General features: G+C 31.4%; 25 protein-coding genes. 5 read left to right on the top strand and 20 right to left on the bottom strand.

The features are described 5' to 3' along the window. Positions 1-34: 34 nt before the first annotated feature. From J8L88_RS15405 to J8L88_RS15390, 4 genes are read right to left on the bottom strand one after another with little or no spacing between them, the layout of a single operon-like run. Positions 35-1,249 carry a DUF4350 domain-containing protein gene (locus tag J8L88_RS15405; RefSeq protein WP_027392186.1) on the bottom strand — a complete coding sequence of 405 codons (1,215 nt, stop codon included), beginning with the start codon at positions 1,247-1,249 and terminating at the stop codon, positions 35-37. Between the two features lies 1 nt (position 1,250). Then, positions 1,251-2,009 carry a DUF4129 domain-containing protein gene (locus J8L88_RS15400; protein ID WP_118385454.1) on the bottom strand — a complete coding sequence of 253 codons (759 nt, stop codon included), beginning with the start codon at positions 2,007-2,009 and terminating at the stop codon, positions 1,251-1,253. Between the two features lies 1 nt (position 2,010). Further along, a complete protein-coding gene (locus J8L88_RS15395; protein WP_027392184.1) occupies positions 2,011-2,898 on the bottom strand; it encodes a hypothetical protein in 888 nt (295 codons plus the stop codon). Beyond that, complete coding sequence (locus J8L88_RS15390) at positions 2,891-3,859, bottom strand: stage II sporulation protein M (RefSeq protein ID WP_118385455.1); 969 nt, start codon at positions 3,857-3,859, stop codon at positions 2,891-2,893. The genes J8L88_RS15395 and J8L88_RS15390 overlap by 8 nt, the downstream gene beginning before the upstream one ends. Before the next feature lie 36 nt (positions 3,860-3,895). Here J8L88_RS15390 and J8L88_RS15385 point away from each other — a divergent pair, with 36 nt between their 5' ends. After that, positions 3,896-4,609 carry an RDD family protein gene (locus tag J8L88_RS15385; RefSeq protein WP_211061180.1) on the top strand — a complete coding sequence of 238 codons (714 nt, stop codon included), beginning with the start codon at positions 3,896-3,898 and terminating at the stop codon, positions 4,607-4,609. 83 nt (positions 4,610-4,692) lie between these two features. Beyond that, positions 4,693-4,854: a hypothetical protein gene (locus J8L88_RS15380; protein WP_155839632.1), complete on the top strand. Its 162-nt coding sequence runs from the start codon at positions 4,693-4,695 to the stop codon at positions 4,852-4,854. A gap of 49 nt (positions 4,855-4,903) precedes the next feature. Here J8L88_RS15380 and J8L88_RS15375 read toward each other — a convergent pair whose 3' ends face one another. Beyond that, positions 4,904-5,662, bottom strand: coding sequence for a peptidylprolyl isomerase (locus J8L88_RS15375; RefSeq protein WP_051336010.1), 759 nt, complete (start codon positions 5,660-5,662; stop codon positions 4,904-4,906). On the opposite strand from J8L88_RS15375, the gene J8L88_RS15370 reads away from it, so the two are divergent. Together J8L88_RS15370 and J8L88_RS15365 are read left to right on the top strand one after the other, a co-directional pair. After that, complete coding sequence (locus J8L88_RS15370; RefSeq protein WP_211061179.1) at positions 5,656-6,300, top strand: CoA pyrophosphatase; 645 nt, start codon at positions 5,656-5,658, stop codon at positions 6,298-6,300. The two genes, J8L88_RS15375 and J8L88_RS15370, sit on opposite strands and share 7 nt — an antisense overlap. Positions 6,301-6,467: 167 nt before the next feature. After that, positions 6,468-7,271 carry a 1-acyl-sn-glycerol-3-phosphate acyltransferase gene (locus tag J8L88_RS15365; protein WP_027392179.1) on the top strand — a complete coding sequence of 268 codons (804 nt, stop codon included), beginning with the start codon at positions 6,468-6,470 and terminating at the stop codon, positions 7,269-7,271. 90 nt (positions 7,272-7,361) lie between these two features. Here J8L88_RS15365 and J8L88_RS15360 read toward each other — a convergent pair whose 3' ends face one another. Continuing rightward, a complete protein-coding gene (locus J8L88_RS15360) occupies positions 7,362-7,775 on the bottom strand; it encodes a hypothetical protein (RefSeq protein ID WP_118385457.1) in 414 nt (137 codons plus the stop codon). A 562-nt stretch (positions 7,776-8,337) separates the two neighbouring features. On the opposite strand from J8L88_RS15360, the gene J8L88_RS15355 reads away from it, so the two are divergent. Further along, entirely contained in the window at positions 8,338-9,753 is a 1,416-nt protein-coding gene (locus tag J8L88_RS15355) for a hypothetical protein (RefSeq protein ID WP_211061178.1), read from the top strand. A 99-nt stretch (positions 9,754-9,852) separates the two neighbouring features. On the opposite strand, the gene J8L88_RS15350 is transcribed toward J8L88_RS15355, so the two are convergent. The 14 genes from J8L88_RS15350 to J8L88_RS15285 all read right to left on the bottom strand — a co-directional run bounded on the left by J8L88_RS15350 (position 9,853) and on the right by J8L88_RS15285 (position 18,533). Continuing rightward, positions 9,853-10,035 (bottom strand): hypothetical protein, encoded by a 183-nt coding sequence (locus J8L88_RS15350; protein WP_211061177.1) that lies wholly within the window; start codon positions 10,033-10,035, stop codon positions 9,853-9,855. A 126-nt stretch (positions 10,036-10,161) separates the two neighbouring features. After that, positions 10,162-10,362, bottom strand: coding sequence for a hypothetical protein (locus J8L88_RS15345; protein WP_211061176.1), 201 nt, complete (start codon positions 10,360-10,362; stop codon positions 10,162-10,164). 68 nt (positions 10,363-10,430) lie between these two features. After that, positions 10,431-10,583 (bottom strand): hypothetical protein, encoded by a 153-nt coding sequence (locus tag J8L88_RS15340; RefSeq protein ID WP_155839631.1) that lies wholly within the window; start codon positions 10,581-10,583, stop codon positions 10,431-10,433. A 205-nt stretch (positions 10,584-10,788) separates the two neighbouring features. Beyond that, complete coding sequence (locus J8L88_RS15335) at positions 10,789-10,959, bottom strand: hypothetical protein (RefSeq protein WP_155839630.1); 171 nt, start codon at positions 10,957-10,959, stop codon at positions 10,789-10,791. A 144-nt stretch (positions 10,960-11,103) separates the two neighbouring features. Then, positions 11,104-12,726: an AraC family transcriptional regulator gene (locus tag J8L88_RS15330; RefSeq protein WP_211061175.1), complete on the bottom strand. Its 1,623-nt coding sequence runs from the start codon at positions 12,724-12,726 to the stop codon at positions 11,104-11,106. Positions 12,727-12,849: 123 nt separating this feature from the next. Beyond that, complete coding sequence (locus J8L88_RS15325; protein ID WP_118389807.1) at positions 12,850-13,605, bottom strand: LytTR family DNA-binding domain-containing protein; 756 nt, start codon at positions 13,603-13,605, stop codon at positions 12,850-12,852. A gap of 14 nt (positions 13,606-13,619) precedes the next feature. Beyond that, positions 13,620-14,759, bottom strand: a complete 1,140-nt coding sequence (locus J8L88_RS15320; RefSeq protein ID WP_211061174.1) for an amidohydrolase family protein — start codon at positions 14,757-14,759, stop codon at positions 13,620-13,622. A 63-nt stretch (positions 14,760-14,822) separates the two neighbouring features. Further along, positions 14,823-15,128 carry a 2TM domain-containing protein gene (locus tag J8L88_RS15315; protein ID WP_035084596.1) on the bottom strand — a complete coding sequence of 102 codons (306 nt, stop codon included), beginning with the start codon at positions 15,126-15,128 and terminating at the stop codon, positions 14,823-14,825. A gap of 35 nt (positions 15,129-15,163) precedes the next feature. Then, on the bottom strand, positions 15,164-15,478 hold the full coding sequence (locus J8L88_RS15310; protein ID WP_118385459.1) for a 2TM domain-containing protein: 315 nt from the start codon (positions 15,476-15,478) through the stop codon (positions 15,164-15,166). A 49-nt stretch (positions 15,479-15,527) separates the two neighbouring features. Continuing rightward, positions 15,528-15,842: a 2TM domain-containing protein gene (locus tag J8L88_RS15305; RefSeq protein WP_027392169.1), complete on the bottom strand. Its 315-nt coding sequence runs from the start codon at positions 15,840-15,842 to the stop codon at positions 15,528-15,530. A 16-nt stretch (positions 15,843-15,858) separates the two neighbouring features. Further along, entirely contained in the window at positions 15,859-16,185 is a 327-nt protein-coding gene (locus J8L88_RS15300) for a 2TM domain-containing protein (protein WP_211061173.1), read from the bottom strand. A 4-nt stretch (positions 16,186-16,189) separates the two neighbouring features. Then, positions 16,190-16,534, bottom strand: coding sequence for a 2TM domain-containing protein (locus J8L88_RS15295; protein ID WP_211061172.1), 345 nt, complete (start codon positions 16,532-16,534; stop codon positions 16,190-16,192). Continuing rightward, positions 16,527-17,888 (bottom strand): 2TM domain-containing protein, encoded by a 1,362-nt coding sequence (locus tag J8L88_RS15290; RefSeq protein ID WP_118385460.1) that lies wholly within the window; start codon positions 17,886-17,888, stop codon positions 16,527-16,529. Before J8L88_RS15290 ends, J8L88_RS15295 begins: the two co-directional genes overlap by 8 nt. A gap of 21 nt (positions 17,889-17,909) precedes the next feature. Further along, complete coding sequence (locus tag J8L88_RS15285) at positions 17,910-18,533, bottom strand: hypothetical protein (protein ID WP_027392165.1); 624 nt, start codon at positions 18,531-18,533, stop codon at positions 17,910-17,912. Positions 18,534-18,572 lie beyond the last annotated feature (39 nt).

The following is an 18,572-nucleotide window of genomic DNA, read 5'->3' as shown; positions in this document are numbered from 1 at the left end:
TCTCTTTTTAAGAGTATGTTTTATATCGTTTCCGTTATGATTTGTTTTTAAATTCGCTAATCATATTATATAGTCGAATTAATTCTTCTTTAGTTATTATTCTTTTTCTACTAAGTTCCTCAAAGTATGTAAACAATGCTTTGGTATCTTCAAAATCATTATTACTTCTTGCAGAAATGTCTAACAAAGTTTTTTCATCCAAAGTATTTGTAGGTATTCTTAAATCATGATGAACATAATCTAAGAAAAGAAGATTTTGTTTTTCTACAATTTCTTTATGCTTTTCCTTCTCAAAATACATTGCACTAATCGTTCTAGTAAAAGCTAATGTTTGATTTTTTAGAGGTGTTATAATCGGGATACTTCTTTGTTTTCTTTTTCCTTCAAAAATCACAAAAAGTAACACTCCAATCAGTAAGATGTAATAAGCCCATTTTAAGTATCTATTTTGTAATAAGAAAAACAAAGGAGAGCTATAGAATGTTTTTCCTGATTTGTAATGATTGTCCCAAAGAATATTTTTTTTAAAGTCAATATAGCTCAATAAATTTTGGGTATATTCATAATTGTTATCAGTTAACATAAAGTAGTTTCCGAAAGCTTCTGGAAAAGAGTGTAGTAGTATCTCACCTTGACCAAAAGGTTGCTTAATATAGTTCAGCTTAGGGTTTTTAATTTGTAATGTGTCATTGTATAATTGAGTAAGTCCAAGAACCGTAGTGCTTGTAGTATCTATCTCACTAAAATATGGATTGTAGGTGTCGCGATCATAATGATATGGTTTTTCTACTTTTAAGTTCTTATTTACTAGTTCGACCATCGGTTGCGTAGAAATATCATCTAAGGATACTAGGTTATCTAATTCAATAGATAGTGTATCTAATAATTTACTACTAATAGATTTTGAAGATACAAATAGCGTATTTCCTTTTTCTACCCAGTTTAGTATTCGATCCAATTCAGCGCTATCAAAATCTATAGAACCATTTACAAAAAAGTATGTTCCACTAATCGTATCATTGTCTAATAAGAATTCATAAGGCGGTTTATTAATATCTTTTAATGTACTCTTATCAAAAGTTTCTTTAATCATATTGTAAGAAACGAAGGTGCCTAGCGGAATTTTATCTGTTTTAGCATAGCTAGGAAACCAATTAATGGGTTCTGGTTCACTTGCTTCTAAAAAGGTAAGAAGACCTATTAAGGCAATAATTACAATAATGAATATTTTAGTCTTTTTAGTTAGCAAATTAGGATCTTATACTATTAGTAATCGATTTAAATTTTTGTTCTGCTTGTTCAAACGATGTTTGGTTAATATCAAAACTTCCGTACCAAATAAAGTCATATAGTCTTGTGATATTCTGAAATTTATTTTTTAATGAATTATCAGTTAGTTCCTTTAAATAATCAGTATTCGTTTTTTGAGACTCCCAGTTTATGAATTCGTTTTCGGATAATTGTTTAAGTACAGATAAATAATAATACCGGATAGCCAATCTATAGTTATTAGCTTTCAAAGCTTGTTGGATTAATTGTTCTATATTTTGGTTTTGGATGATATCTTCATCCTCTGTAAGTATGATTTGAGGTGCCTCTTGTTTTTCAAAAAGCATATCTCTTGGGTTTACTCTCATAAATAGCCATCCTAATAAAAACAATACACCTATTATGACTAAATAAGGTAAAAGTTTGAATAAAACAGCCCAGAAACCAGTTACTTCTCCTACTCCAAATATCCACTGAAGAAATTTACCCCATAATTGTCCAACCCATCGTTTAAATTGTGTCCAAATATTATCGGGTTCTTCATACTCGGTGTAGTTAAAATCTTCTTCATTGCGATACTCTTTAATTTTATCGGAACTAAACTCTCTAATTTCTTTACTAGAGTCTAAATCGTATACGATTTCTTCAGATTGTTTTACAGATATACTGTCCTGAATCTTAGCAGAAATAGAAAAAGGTATAATTAAAATTAAAAGAAGAAAGTAGCTTAGTTGTTTCAAATTATTCGGTTTTACCTAAAGAATCAATTTGTTCTAATGTTCCCGTGTGATGTTTTCTTTCATTTAGATTAAAGTAAATGAAAGCAGTGGAAATTGCTGTAAAGAGATAGATAATAATATATTGAAGAACAGAAGCTATCGTATTTAGTAGAATGAAAACCCAATCAAACATACTGGATGGATCAGAAAAACTACCTTCTGATGCAGCAGTAAAGGTTTTAAAAAATGTGTACATAATTGCAGGAATAGAAAATACCATACTTATCACATAAGATAATAATCCAATAACAAGAAGTGTTGCGAATGTTATCCACCATTCATTTTTCACTAATTCGAAACTCTCACTGATCGTATCGAAGACTGCAGATTTTCTAAAAACCAAAATAGGAAAAATAAGACTTAAAGGCACATACAAGTATATTCCTGGAATAACACATAGCATGAATCCTACTACTAGCATAATACTAGAAAGAATTGAAAGCCCTATGATACTTCCTAAATCTTTTTTTACTCCATTGATAACCGATTGTTGTAATACTACCCCTTGATTATCCGAGTATTCTTTTATGTAATGTAGAACGGTACCAAAAACTAATCCGTAAAAGATTAAAATACTTATTATCATCACAAATGCTGATATCAAAAAAGAGCCAGAATTAAACATGTTTAAATTACCAGCGCCTCCACCAAGAGCAAAAGGATCCATAAAATTAGAAGTTGCATGGGTGTAATATGCAATAGATAAAAGAAGGATAACCAAAACGATTCCAGTTGTCTTAAATAAGACCGTAAATAAAGGTTTAAAATTAGTTCTTAAAAACACAAAAACATCTGTAAGAATATCGCCTAATTCTCTTTTCTTTTTAAATTCAATGTAATTATTATTCATCTGTAGAAATTGATTTTTTATATAATTGTCTTGGGTATATTACGTAATAGAATAAAATTAATGATAAAGATAAAGCAATAATAAAAATCGCCAACCAATCTGGCATTTCGGTATGTCGAGTTACAAAACCTTCTAAAAAACCTGCGATAATAAAAAACGGAACTGTACTAATTACAATTTTTAACCCTGCTTTAATACCTCTTACAAAAGAGGTTAATCTGGTATAGGTTTTTGGGAATAAAATAGAATTACCGACTACCAACCCTGCACATCCTGCTATAATAATAACAGAAATCTCAATAGTACCGTGTATCCAAATGGTGCGTGCACTCTCCCAAAGAAGTCCTTTTTCATAGAAAAAGTATTGAAAAGAGCCTAACATAATGAAGTTTTGCATCAACATGTAGATCGTTCCAATTCCGAAAAGAATACCAAGTATAAAACAGTTTAGAGCTACTCTTATGTTATTTATGGTGATACCTAGGAACATATCGGTTTCTTCCATTTTTTTATACACAGCCATTGGATCGCCATTTTCAATATTCTCTAGGGTCATATTTACATAACCATCACCTAATATTGATCTTACAAATGCCCCATCAGTTGCAGAAGAATAGACTCCTATAGCAGTAAAAAGCGCCGAAATCAAAAAGGCAATAAGCAGTTGTCGTTGGTATTTATAAAACTCCAAAGGGAACTCTTTAACCCAAAAAGAATAAAATCGATTCTTTTTTTCTTTTTTAGTTTTATAAATTTTTTGATGAGCGTTAGAAGCTAATCCGTTTAAGTAGTTAAATGTCTGACTTTTAGGATAAAAGGTTCCTGCGTAACTTAAGTGATCCGTGATCTCAATATATAAACTAGAGAGTTCATCTGGAGTAATTTGCGCATTATTAAGCAGAACACTTTCAAATTTTAACCATTTATCTTTATTTTGCTTCACAAAAGCCGCCTCACGCATGGATCAAAAATTAGGAGCTTCAAAGAAACATAATTAATGGATAATTTTCAAATAGAAACAGCTCAAAATGTGAGTATACAGCAAAATACTGCTGGAATAGGGGAACGAATCTTAGCATATTTAGTAGACTTGTTGATAATCATCGCGTATTTTATTGTTGTAATTTTAATTGTAGCAGCTTTGGATTTGGGAATGGCTGATGAGTGGGCATTCTGGATGGTAATAGGTTTACCTCCCTTTCTTTACTTTTTATTATGGGAAACTTTTTGGGATGGGAGAACTCCCGGAAAAGCAACTATGAAGATACGTGTTGTTCGATTAGACGGATCTCGATCTGCTTTTTCTGGATATTTAATAAGATGGTTACTTAGATTGATTGATATTACATTAGCGTCAGGAGGAATCGCGGTAGTTGCAATATTATTTAAGGGAACTGGCCAGAGACTAGGAGATATGGCAGCAGGAACAACAGTGATTAGTGAAAAACAAAAGGTAAGATTTCATCAAACTATTTTAGTAGATATTCCAGATGATTATAAACCTGTGTATCCACAAGTAACGGTGTTTGACGATAGTGAGATGCGTAAAATTAAAGGCATCTACCAAGATGCAAAAAGAAATGGAAATCATAATGTTATTTTGCAATTATCTAACAAAGTGAGTAGCATTATGCAGGTTACACCGCAAGAAAAACCAATACAGTTTTTATCTAAAGTATTAGAGGATTATAATTATTATACGCAGAAATAGAACTGAAGTATCAATCTATTTTTTTAGGGTAACAAATTTTTATGATGATTGATATATTGATATAAATCATAAAATCAAATATCATGAAAGCAAAGAGTTTTAAACACTTAGAATTGCGTAAAGAAACTATTTCAAAGCTAAAAGGAGGGTTGGCACATCCTATGGGGCCATATAAGGAGCGTGTAAAACACGCAGTAGGTACTCGTAATACTTGTCAGTGCGAAACAATAGCCGATCCTTGCTAAACTATTAATGATGGCTGTCTATAAGATGATATATTTTTTAGACAGCTATTTATCTAATTACTTCTGCCTTGATAAATATGTTTTCTTTAGGCCATTCACTGCCATCTACAGGAACATTAGAGATTTCATCAGCCACGCTCATACCTTTTATAACTTTCCCAAAGATTGTATGTTCTCCATTTAGATGAGGAGCTCCTTCTTTAGCGATTACAATAAAAAACTCATAAGGTGTAGAGCGATTAGAAGGATTGTTTACCCATTGCTTGGATAAAGCCACTGATCCTCTATTATGTTTAAGACCTTTTATTGGTTCTTGAGGTAATGTATAATCTCCAATATCATGACGCTTTTGAGCCATTTGAGTACGGTCACTATTTCCACCCTGAATAACAAAACCTTTGGCAACACGATAAAAGAAAGTCTCATCAAAATATTTTTGTTTAACTAGATAAATAAAGTTAGCACGATGCATAGGGGATTCTTTATAAAGTTTAATATCAATATCTCCAAATTTGGTGCTAATACGAACAAGAGTTTCTGGGTTTTCTTTACCATATTGTAATAAAAACTCTTTCATGTTAGTATTGGTCAGTTTAAATGGCTCTTTATCTATAGTTTTGGAAATATTGTTTTTTTCTTTTTTTGTAGTTTTTAGTAAATCTTTCTGATTCATAGTGTTTTGCTCAGAATTGTCTTTTTCATTTTTTACAACTGTCTGTTTAGTTTTTTTAGATTGTGTATCTTCACAACTATAGAATATAAAAAGACTAACGAAACCAAATACTAAAATCAATCGGGTTAATGACATTCGAAACATTTAAAAAATTAATACCAAAAATACAGAAAATGTCGGTGCCTGGAGAATCTTCTCATTTTATTATGGCTCCAGAAATTAGAAAACAGGAGCTTTATAAAATTAAGATAGAGGAGAAAAATCCTAGAGATGCAGCCGTTATGATGCTCTTTTATCCTAAAGGGAATATTACACATTTAGCATTAATTTTACGACCAACGTATGAAGGAGTACATTCGGGACAGGTAGCATTACCTGGTGGTAAGGTAGAAGAATATGATAAAAATTATGAAGAAGCTGCGTTACGTGAGACTAGAGAAGAAATAGGGGTAAATTCTGATGTAATCAAGGTATTGAAACAATTAACCAAAGTGTATATACCTCCATCTAATTTTTGGGTGCATCCATTCATGGGAGTTTCTAATGAATCACCTAATTTCGTAAAACAAGAAGAAGAAGTAGCTGAGATAATAGAAGTACCTATATCCCAATTGTTAGATGAAAGCAATGTAATTTCTAAAAAATTGTCTACTTCTTATGCAGAAAATATCGAAGTACCTTCCTTTGAATTAAATGGTTACATCGTTTGGGGTGCCACAGCAATGATGCTTAGTGAACTTAAAATGTTTATAAAATCTGCGTTAGAGGGATGATTTTGTATATTTGGCTCCCATTTTCTTCTTAATATTTAGAAGAATTTAACTGAATTGTTATCTATTATTTAATTAATTGTATTTAGTTTTAAGTATAACTAACTAATAATCAGAAGTGATATTTTTTTTGCTTGAAAATAATAGATGCTAATAAACTAAAATTATTTATGGGATTATTTAAAAGAAATCCTTTTGGACATATATTATTCCTAAAAAAATGGCTTATTAGAATTATGGGATCTATGACGCATCGTCGTTATAGAGGCTTTAATGAGTTACAAATAGAAGGAAGTGAAATTTTTAAAGAGCTTCCTGATAATAATGTATTATTTGTTTCTAACCATCAGACTTATTTCGCTGATGTGGTTGCCATGTTTCATGTTTTTAATGCTAGTTTAAGTGGTCGTACAGATTCAATAAAAAATATTGGATATTTATGGAAACCTAAACTTAATCTTTATTATGTAGCCGCTAAGGAAACCATGAATGCCGGTTTACTTGCAAGGATATTAGCATATGCAGGTGCTATTACGGTAGAAAGAACTTGGAGGGAAAAAGGCCAGGATGTAAATCGCCAGGTAAAGATGAGTGATATTACTAATATCAAAAGAGCCTTAGAAGATGGATGGGTGATTACATTTCCGCAGGGAACTACTAAACCATTTAAACCAATTCGTAAAGGAACTGCACATATTATTAGACAATATAAGCCTATAGTAATTCCAATAGTAATTGATGGTTTTAGAAGATCATTTGATAAAAAAGGTATTAGAATCAAAAAAAGAGGAATTCTTCAGTCAATGGTTATTAAAGAACCATTAAAATTTGACTACGAAAATGATACTGTAGATGATATAGTTAGCAAATTAGAATTTGCTATTGAACAACACTCCTCTTTTCTCAAAGTAATTCCACAAGAAGAGCTAGATGCAGAAGAAGAATTGAACAAGAAAAGACAATGGGAATATTAGAATATTTTAATATTTCCGATTTATTGAATGTTCAGAATCAATAACTAAAGTGCCAAAATTGGTTGAGACTATAGCTGTTTTCATTTTTATTTAAAGTGTAAGTTCTAAATCTCCTGATACTAAGCTTACGTGACAACAATCAGTACTTACTGTATAGTCACTACTAATAACTTGCTGATCATTAATAAATCCTCTAAACTGAATTTGTTGCTCTTGATTTACTCCAAGCACATCATCCTCGACTAATAGGTATTGTCCAAGTTGCAATTCTTGTTCGGCTGGGGACAATGAAACGGTAATATTTTCTCCATTCTCTAGATTAATCACTTCATAGGAGTCTAAAATAACAGGCTTTTGATCCTGATCAGTTATTGATACCGAAATTCTAATCAGTACTAATGTACAGATAGCATCTTCACAATTATTAGTGTCATCACAAGATATCTGTGCACTTGTAAATAATAAAGATATTAGGATAACGATTAATTTGAATGGCTTGTTCATTGTCTTTTGCTTTTTTATAAGATGTGAAAAATTGAAATGGTTGCGCAAAATTATAGAACTACTTAGAACTTTAATATTTAAAGAGGGTTGCCTATACCTGATTGTATTAAAATCTTTTTTATTCTAGTATTAGTATGTTTTGAAGATGAATTGATAGTGACTTATGTTAGCTAGCTAACATTCCTAAGAAAACTTGTTTGTTAAAGATATCTAATATAAATGTTAATGTTATTTTAAAAACTATAGATTTTACAATTCCTGTGTAAATGTTTTATTTTTAATTAAAGATTTGATTTTTAATGCTTTACGAGTTTTGTTGTTGCCTTTTTATTTTCTTTTTATGTTCGATAGACTCTTTTAGACTTGTAAGTACAGAAAGTATAAAGCGTACCAAATATCAGTCAAGAAACTTAAAAATTAAAATACTTCATTTCTTGATTTTGCATTGTATTCGGCCGAATAAAAGTGTGTAAAAGCAATTAATCATTGTCTTGTTTTATGAAAAGGCAATGTGCAAAAGTTTGACGTAAACATAAACTCAAAACTCAAAAAAAGAAACAAAATGAAAAATCTAAAATTTAGCTTATATATTCTATTGACCTCAACATTAATATTCACTTCGTGTAACGATGATGATAATTTCGTTCCAGATGGAGGAGAAGAAACTAATAATTTTGTAGGAGCAGTATATGCAATGACAAATGGTGAAGGACAGGTAGATGGAGTAGAGCAGGGACCTAATACCATTGTTACTTATGGCAGAAATGTAGATGGGACACTTACCCCAATAGGACCAGTAGCTACAGGAGGAAATGGCGGTGATTTTGATGGAGGAGAAGGATTAGATCCTTTAATCTCAGCATATGCAATTACCAAAACAAGAGATAATGCATTTGTTTTAGCAGTAAACGCGGGTAGTAATACAATTTCGGCATTGCCAGTAAACGATGATTTCTCTCTAGGAAATCCTGTCCTTCAGACAACTTCCGCCCAAGGCCCTAATAGTATAGATTCTTATCCTGCTCCAGAAAGTATGACAGGAGTAAATAGTTTGGTTTTAGTAACCAATATTACGCGCTCAGAGTTTTTGGATGGAGGAGAGCCAACGCATAGAGGTACTTTAGATTCTTTTTGGTTATTAGATGACGGAACTTTTCAATCTGCTGGAGCTTCTGTTAATCTAGATAACAGACCGTCTTGTGTGTATATTGCTCCTGGTGGAGCGTATGCGATCGTTGCTTCTATTAATGCAGGAGCTGCTGGTTTAGATGTAGGTGCTACAGATAATTTAGGAACAGGAAGTACTGCAGTGGGTAATCAAGACGAAGTAGTTTTATTTGGTATTAATGGAGGTTCACTTACTAGATTAGATGGTGCTACTTCTACTTTACGAGGAAATGCAGAGCAAAGGAACCTTCCTTCGGCAATTGGATCTCAAATTGTTAGAGGAACAGATGGAGAATTATATGCAGTTGTTACTGAGGCTAGAGAATTTCAATATAATGGAGCACCGCCAGCATTTCCAGCTTTACAAGATGGTTCTGTTTCTACGTGGAGAATTGATGGAGATCAACTTGTAGATGTTAACTTAGATGTTAGATCAGGTGAAGGAAACACAGGAAGAACCGCTTGTTGGTTAGATTTTACGTCAGATGAAAATACATTTTTTGTATCAAATGCTATAGAAGCTGGATTGGCATCCTTTAGCTTTAATAATGGTGTAGTAACCTTGTTAGATCAAACAGCTGCTCAAGGTGTGGGAGCTACAGGTAATACTACAGATCCAGGAGCTGCATTCGGAACTACAGAAGGATGGATTGATATGTGGATTTCTGATGATGGAGCTTTCTTATACCAGTTATATGGATTAGATGGTACTATTGGAATCTTTGGAGTTAATGGACAAACGCTTAGCCCAATAGGAGAGGAGTCAGGGAATCTTCCAGATACAAATACACAAGGAATTGTAGCGATATAGAAGAATAATTGTAGTTTTATTTATTATTATTTTCCCAAAAAGCCTGGAAGTCATGTAACTCCAGGCTTTTTTATTACAACTTATAAATATTTATAATATTTACATAATTTGACAATATCCCCAATGACAGAAGAATTCCTCATATTCAAAACCAGGAATTCCATTTAGAGCGCTACAATCTGAATGACTACGACATTGCATGCCTGTGTTACCTCCATTAATAGTTTTTTGCTCTTTTTTGTTTAAAACCTGAGCTCCTTTTAGTCGCATTAATTTTTTCATTTTGTTAGAAATTAAGTGATTTTAGTTTAATAGCAAACATTTTAAGACAGTTGCAGTTTTCTGTCTATTCTCGATTAGAATTTATGAACTTTTCATCTCCCTTATTTTAAAGGAGATATAAAGTGTTTAGGTAAATGAGCATATAGAGAGAGTGATAATGTTTCCGTTGATGATTTTCTCTACCCCACAACTTCCAGAACAACAATCACTATCATCTATACATCTTCTTACTATGTTCTGACAACCATATGTACCTCCTTGAATTGATTTTTGACGCTCTTTTTTAAGAATAGTAACTCCGTTTAAGTTTAAGATTTTGTGAATCATTTTGCGTTATTTTTAAATTAGAAATACGATAAAAAAATCCCGAGAAGAACTCTCGGGAGAAATAATATTTAATCAATTTGCTCAAAACAATGTCCGAAAGAACAACTTCCACTACAAAGTCTAAGACATAGATCTCCGTAATACGTTCCGGCTTTAATCGTTTGTTGTTCTTTTTTGTTCAATTGAGATACTCCTTTTAAGTTTAAAAGATTATTAAGCATAATGATTTGTTTTTAACTACCTACTCTATATTAAGGTTTTCGGTTGCCCCTTGATCAAAATGTACGGTTATCTGTATTTTGATGCTGATACTAAAGTAAACCGTGATCAGAGGAATTAAAAAGGAAGGTTGACCATTTTAAACAAAATAGTCACAAAAAAACCCTGCATATTAGCAGGGTGATTAGTGTACAAAAAAAAGTAATACTATTTAATACCTAAAGCGCAAATATTCCAAGGTTCTCCATCTAAATTGATAATGTCTGTTGGTAACGTAGTTCCACTAGATCCTCCTTCTATTTTTCGCATTGTATCTATGTTAATCCTTGCTATTGTTAACTTTTTTAGTTTGATTTTTCGTGTTCCGTCTTTTTCCATTTTATGATTATTTAATTGTTAGTTAAGTCTTTTTTCAGTTTTCTGAGAATGACTTGCAATAAAAAATGTATTTCATAGAAATATATTTGATTTCAAGGATTTGTAATAATAACACATGGCTAAATTGTTTAAAATAGCCATAGGTTATACCTCAATTTCCGATGCTTCAAATTGCTTATCAAGACTTTTGATATAATAAGACGGATTGATACCTGTTTTTGCTTTAAAATGCTTTACTAACGAATAACTACTCTTGTATCCAATCTCTGTAGCGATGGATTGAATGGCATATGATCGAAACTTTTTATCATCCTTTAATCTGTTGAGTACATACTCAATTCTAAGGTCATTGATATACTCTGTAAAGTTTTTTTCTTTGTGTGTGTTGATTGTTTTGGATAAATAAGTGGCATTGGTTTTCAGCTTTTTTGCCATGGATCGAAGATTGCAGTCCGATCTTAGAAAATACTCCTGCATTTCTAGTTTTTCTAATCCTTTGATGATTTCATTGACCTTCTGATCATCAATAGTGATTTCTTTTTTTAATTCTTCCTTATGAATTGGATTTTGTTTGCTAGCTTCTAAAGTATCGATTTCTTGTATTAACTTGTGAAACATCGTTTTGTTGGATCGTTGCTTTCTAAAATATAAGAAGACACTAAAAATTAATGCTATTGCGGTACCTAAAAGAATCCAGAATATTCGATTTTTTGCTTGCCTCTCTTCTGTTTGTTTTGCTTCTAAGATTATTATTTCTTGTTCAAGTTTATTAGTTTCTTTTTGATGAATGATATCCACCGTTTGGTCTTTATCTTTTAGATAGTATTCATTTAATGCGGTATATTTAGTATTCCAAAGCATTGCCTGCTTATAGTCGGCCTTTTGGTTGTAACAGTTTACTAATAATAAATGTGATCTGATTGCAGGAGGTTTAAACTTATCACTTTCTTCAAAACAATTTATACTATTTAGTAATACACTAATTGCTTTATCATAGGACTGTTTTTGATAATAACAATTCGCAATAAAATAATTAGCTCTAATAGTTGGATAAGACTTGTTGTTAATTTGTTTATTATTAAGTATTTCTTTTGCTTCAAACAAATATTCTAAAGATTTGTTATACTCCTTTTGGTAATAGAAGACCATCCCTTTCTTGATTAAAAGGTCTACATACAATTCATCTAGTTTAAGAGATTTACTCATCTCGACACCTTGTTTGGCATAGTGTAATACGGAGTCATATTGCTCTGCATCTAGATATATATCACTAAGAGTAGTTAAGAATCTAACATGATTTTCTTTATTATGGTAGGTGGTACTTGGGATAGCTTTTAGAGAACGCAGTGCAATTTTTTTTGCTTTGGTATTTTGATTCATTCTTGAAAGAACAATAATAAGCCCAGAATTGACTATGATCTCATTTTTTACATTCCCTGTTTTTTCAATAATATCGAGGGCATTATAGTAATTTTCTAAAGCTTCTTTATTTTTTCCATTCCTACAATATATATGCCCTTTCATTATATTAGAGATGCATACTAGTGAAGCATTGTTCAATTTTTTTGCTGTAGTTTCTAGCTTGTTATAGGTTGCGATGCTTTTTTCATATTCTTCTGTCTTGTAGAATATCATTCCTTGTTTTTCTAACTCCTTAAGATCATTGGTGTCATATTCTTGAGCAGAAATATTGAAAGAATTTAGCCAGATAAAAAACAAAGAAAAAATAAGGTACTTACCTAATAAAGGGTTACTGTGAGTTGTCATTCTAATAGATGTGTATGTCTAAAAGTAAGCAATACTTTTGTTTTCTAGAATATTATCTATCATTGAGAGTTAAACAGAGCAGATTTATATTATCCTAATTTCAAAAATGAAGGTTATTTTTGCTTACTCCAACCAATCCTTAAAATCTTTTACACGTTCACGTGCTACAATGATTTCTTGCTCACTAAAATGATTCAACTTGATTTGTAATCTAGAATTGGTATAAGAGATAATGTCTTTTATCGCATTTATATTTACATAGAATTTGCGATTCACTCTATAAAATTGTTGTGGGTTCAATTCATCTTCTAGAGATTCTAACGTGGTATCGATAAGATAGTTTCTGTTTTCTTTCGTATGAAGGTATGTTCCTTTGTTTTCTGAATAAAAACATTCAATATCCTCTACAGAAAAGATTTTAAGATGCTGACCGACGCGAGCAGTAAAACGTTTTTTATATACTCGATCTATTGGGTTGACTAGCAGCTTCTTAATGTCTTCAAAATCTACTTGGATAGATTGACCTGGTGATATCTGATCCTTGTACTTTTTTACAGCAGCTTCTAATTCTTCATCATCAATTGGCTTTAGTAGGTAATCGATGCTATTTAACTTAAAGGCTTTTAATGCATATTCATCATAGGCAGTTGTAAAAATAATCGAGCTTTTAATTGTAATAGCGTCAAAAATCTCGAACGATAACCCATCACTTAATTGGATATCTAAAAATATCAAATCAGGATGTTCATTATTACTAAACCATTCAATAGATTCACTAACAGAATGAAGCATTGTATTGATCTTAATACCTAGATCATCTAGCATACGTCCGAGTCTTCTAGCAGCAGGTTTTTCGTCTTCGATTATTATTACGTTCATATGTTTAATTAAAATTACTTTTTTGTTTGTACTTTTTTTCCAGCTTTCCACATAGATACCATCGTATTTATATGTGTAATATCTTCTATTGGGTTTTTATCTAATAATAAAAGATCAGCAATATACCCTTCTTTTATATATCCTATTTTTCCTAATTCGAATTTATCTGCTGGTAAGGAGGTAGCTCCTTTTAAGACTTCTTTATTTGGAATACCTGCTTCTGACATCAGGATTAACTCTTTATAAAGATCGGTTCCATAGTTAATATCTACATTTGGAGGATCGGTTCCTGCTAAAATAGGGATTCCTGCATCGTATAATCGTTTTACTTCTTTTTTTAAAAATGCTTCTATTTGTTCAATTTCTTCTGCGGTTTTTTTTCTTCGTTTCTTTTGGACTTCTATTGATACAAGAAGTGTTGGGATCACAAAAAAATCTTTTTCTTTTGCTAATTGTTGTAACTGCTCTTCTGGCATTGGAGTATCTCTCCAGATATGTACCAATCCATCGGCATTATTAGTTAGCACTTGATATCCGTCATTCATTTTAGAAACATGCACTACTACCTTTTTTTTGTTTTTATGACCTTCATCAATAATCGCTTTAACGGTTTCGTGCGATAATGTAGGTTTCCATGGTTCAACGATTATTTTAATGTGGTCTACACCTGCTTTTACTCTATCAGCTATATATTTAATTGCATCCTCTGGTCTATTTAGGGTAGGAACAGGGAAACCATATTGCGTACCGTGTCCTTCTGGAGCGGTAGCAGCATATCCAGCTACAAAAAAACGAGCATAATTTGTAGAATCTCTATAGGTCTTCATCATTCCTTGGTATGGCTCAACACCATGCATATCCAATAGATTAAATACACCAGCTCCTGCCGCTTGTTGTAAAATAGGAACTCCCCAAGCGTGTACGTGGCAATTAGTCATTGCAGGCATTAAAAATTTACCATTTCCATCAATAACAGTAGTCTTGTGATTTATTGATTTGGCAACTTTAGAGATAGTTCCATTTTCTACAAGAATGGATGTTTTTGGGATCACTTTATCACCATCAAAAATAGTTACATCTCTAATGATAAAAGATTCTTGAGCATTAAGTAAACCTATAAAAAATATAATAATAAGATGGATGAGTGTTTTCATTTTTACCTACTTTAATTTCATTATCAAAATTGGATTATATAAACAATATAGAAAGAGCATAATTTACTCCCAAAGTTGCTTTTCTTTATCTTCTTCATCCATATATTTTCTGATTCTACGTTCTTCCCAATCTTTATCAAACATAGGATTAATTCTATATGCTTTAACAGCATGGAAAGCTAAACCGATTCCCCAACCAAATGCAGCCCATAAGAACCAGGCATAACGCCATTCATTTTGATAGTAATTTAGACCAGCTAAGAAGCCTATAACAATAACATAGGAAAATAGGTTATTGTAAAATTTCTTTAATTCGTCTACTCGTTCTTTTGCGCGTTCGTATCTTTTTTGTTCTTCGAAATCTTTCATGATGATTAGTTTTTTAGTGTTAGTTTTGATTGATGTTATGATACATCTGGTGTATCTTCTTCGTCCATTAGTTCCTTGATTTTTCGTTCTTCCCAGTTCTTTCCAAAAATGAAATTATGTTTAAAAACCTTTAATCCGTGAAACAATAACCCTATTCCCCAAAGTGCAGGAGTAATGTATAAGTGCCATTGTGACCAGCTTTTAAATCCTTGATTGTCCGAATTAGTGTTGATGATTAATATAACTATGTTAATAACAATATAAAACGTTAGGTGTGTATAAAAACCTCGTTCATCATCCACTCTTTTTTTAGCTAGTTCATATCTGTCTTTTTCTTCATAGTCTTGCATAATGAATAGTTTTAGATTGTTGTTGTTTTTTGATTAATGATTTTGATCACTATAGATAATCTATAGTGTTATCTTCATTCATTAGTTCTTTGATTTTTCGTTTTTCCCATTGCTTACTAAAAATTATATTTGGATTAAAAACCTTCACCCAGTGAAAGAATAAACCAATTCCCCAGAAAAATGGAGTAATGTATAAATTCCAATTTAGCCAATTATTAAATCCTTCATCTATGAAATCTGAGTTGATCAGAAGTAGAAAAACATTTACAATTACATACGCTGTAAAATGGCTATAAAAACCTTTTTCTTCTTGGACTCTCTTTTTTGCTCTTCTATATTTTGTTTGTCGTTCTAAGTTTTCCATGTTATATTTTTTAGAATTAGTTATTTTCTTGCATTAGTTCTTCAATCTTTTTTTCTTCCCATTTCTTGCTTAAAAAAGATGGTTTTGATGCTTTTCTTAATACATCTTTATTTCCAAAAACCCATAGCCCGTGTCCAAGTAAGAATATTCCCCAAATGACAGGAGAACTAATTAGGTTTAAAAATAAATATCCGTCATATATATGGTGTTTTAGTTGTAAAATTATATAAGTAATCACCATATTAATTACTATATACAAGGCAAGGTGTGTAAAGAAAGATCGTTCGTCTTGAACTCTCTTTTTTGCTTTAGAATATCTTTTATGTAATTCAGAATTTTCCATTTGTTTAGATGTCATTCTTCTTGTTCATAAATTCTTCAATCTTTTGTTCTTCCCATTCTTTACCAAAGATGGATTTACTAAATAATTTTCCTAATCCATTTTTTCCTCTGAATGTCCATAATCCGTGTGCCAGTAAACCAATTCCCCATAATATCGGAGCACTAAATAGATTCCATGGCAGGTAATCGTCATAATTTTCACTATTTACATAATCTCCAATTTTTATTTTAAAAATTATGATTATTATATTCATTACCACATACACTGCGACGTGTGAAAAAAAACTTCGTTCCTCCTTGACTCTTTTTCTAGCACTGTTATATGCTTTTCTTTTATCATTATCATTCATAATTTCTTCGATTAGATTCGTCCATATATTTTCTAATTTTTTTCTTCTCCCAATCTTTACCAAATATTGGATGATGGTCAAAAGCCTCTGCATAATGGAAAAGTAATCCTAATCCCCATCCGGCCATCGGAAAAATAAACCAAGGAAGGCCAAAACCTGTAGTTCTATAATTTATAAATATTAAAAAAGGAATTACGATGCAATATGCTGTTAGACTTCCGTAGAATTCTTTCATTTTTTTAACTCTGTCTTTCGCTCTTTTATATTTTAAATCTTTAACGATTTCTATATTCTGTGATGCTGTCATATCGATTGATGTTATTTTTTTTGTTAATATTGGAAGCTTTGCAATGAAAGCCGTTTCTGTCTTGAATACCGAAAACTCTCTTTTAGTTAGTAATCCGTATCGTTGTTGCACATTTCCTAAACCTACTCCGCTACTTTGCTTTATAACTTCTTTAGGTTGTAAGTTGTTTTCTACAATTAGAAAACCATCGTCCTCATAAATTTTTATATGTAGAGGTCTATCTGGCATAACTACATTATGTTTGATCGTATTTTCTAATAAAATCTGTAATGATAGTGGTACTACCTTTGCTTCAGAATTACCTGCAGATTCTGGCATTTCAAAAATGATACTATCCTCAAACCTTAATTTTAGTAAGGTCATATATGTTTTTGCAAATTTTAATTCTTCATCTACAGTTACTAGTTCTTTATCTTTTTGTTCTAAAACATATCGATACACCTTAGATAAGGAAGTTGTAAACTTCTGAGCCATTCTTGGGTTTTCATCTATCAAAGATGTTAGCACATTTAAACTGTTGAATAAAAAATGCGGATCAAGCTGATTTTTTAGTGCATCAAACTTTGCTGACGCTGTTCCTGCGATTATTTTTTGTTCAGTTACCTTTTTTTCTTGTAGTGCTTTGTAGAAATACATTGCATGAAAGAATAAGGAAATTACTGTAGTAAATAATAAAGGGAAAATATAATCTTTAAATGATTGGTCAGCTAAAAACTCCTCGACAGTTTGTCTTTCTAGAATAATAACCGCTGCTATAAATTCACAAATTGCAAACCCTATCATAGTGATAATAATGGAACCTCCTGCACCAATTACTATTCTTTTAACTCCTTTATTTTTCCATTCGAATTTATAATTGATGAATCGAAAATATAATGTGTTTATATAGCATAAAAAGAAACTATACATAAAGTTAATTCCAAACCAAGAGACCGTAAAAACCTCTTCGAATTTAAAACCATTAGTTAATAAATTTAATACAGCAACTACTAATGAAATTACTAGAGAAACAATTACAATAAACTTTATGTCTTTTCGGGTATTCATATATGCTAAATATTGTTTTGTTTATGACTTACAATTTTCTTGTATTCTTGCTATCTGATCTTTTCCCCAACTTGGATAAAAAGGTATGGCAGAAGACGTCGTATCAAAGTACAAGATAGCTTTTTCTATCTCAGAACAAAAGGCTTTTGGGTCTTTCCCCCAGAATTTTGCTGCTCCCATTTGCCATTCTGCGTGATATAATATTGCTCTTGGGTTTTCAGGTTCAATAATCTTTGCTTTTTGATATAATTCTTCCACTTTAGCAGAATGTGTCATTCCATATTTTGCTCCATCATATACTACATATGCAGTATTTAACATTGCTTCCATAATTAGGATTTCTGCGTTATTCTTAGAAAAAGTTTTGGCTTGATTAAGGTAATCTTGGGCTTTTGTAAGACGAGATTCTACTTCTTCTGCATTTTTAGTTCCAAACGTCTTTACAATATGGATCTGAGCAGCATAGTAAAATGGAAGCCAGTTGTCTTTTTCTGCTTTACCAATTCTTTCGAATAAATTGGCAGCTTCATCATTTTTTTGTTGCCCCCAAAGTTCAAAAGCTTTTCCCATTCCTTTTTCGTAGGCCGATTGAGCAGTGGTAGTTGTAATTGTAAAAATGCTAAGTATAATAATTAATGTTTTCATAGTATTGGTTGTTTTACATTGTAAAGATCCTTTAATAAG

It is taken from the genome of Aquimarina sp. MMG015 (assembly GCF_018100855.1).
Taxonomy (GTDB): Bacteria; Bacteroidota; Bacteroidia; order Flavobacteriales; family Flavobacteriaceae; genus Aquimarina; species Aquimarina latercula.
This window is presented reverse-complemented; position numbering and strand designations above follow the sequence as displayed.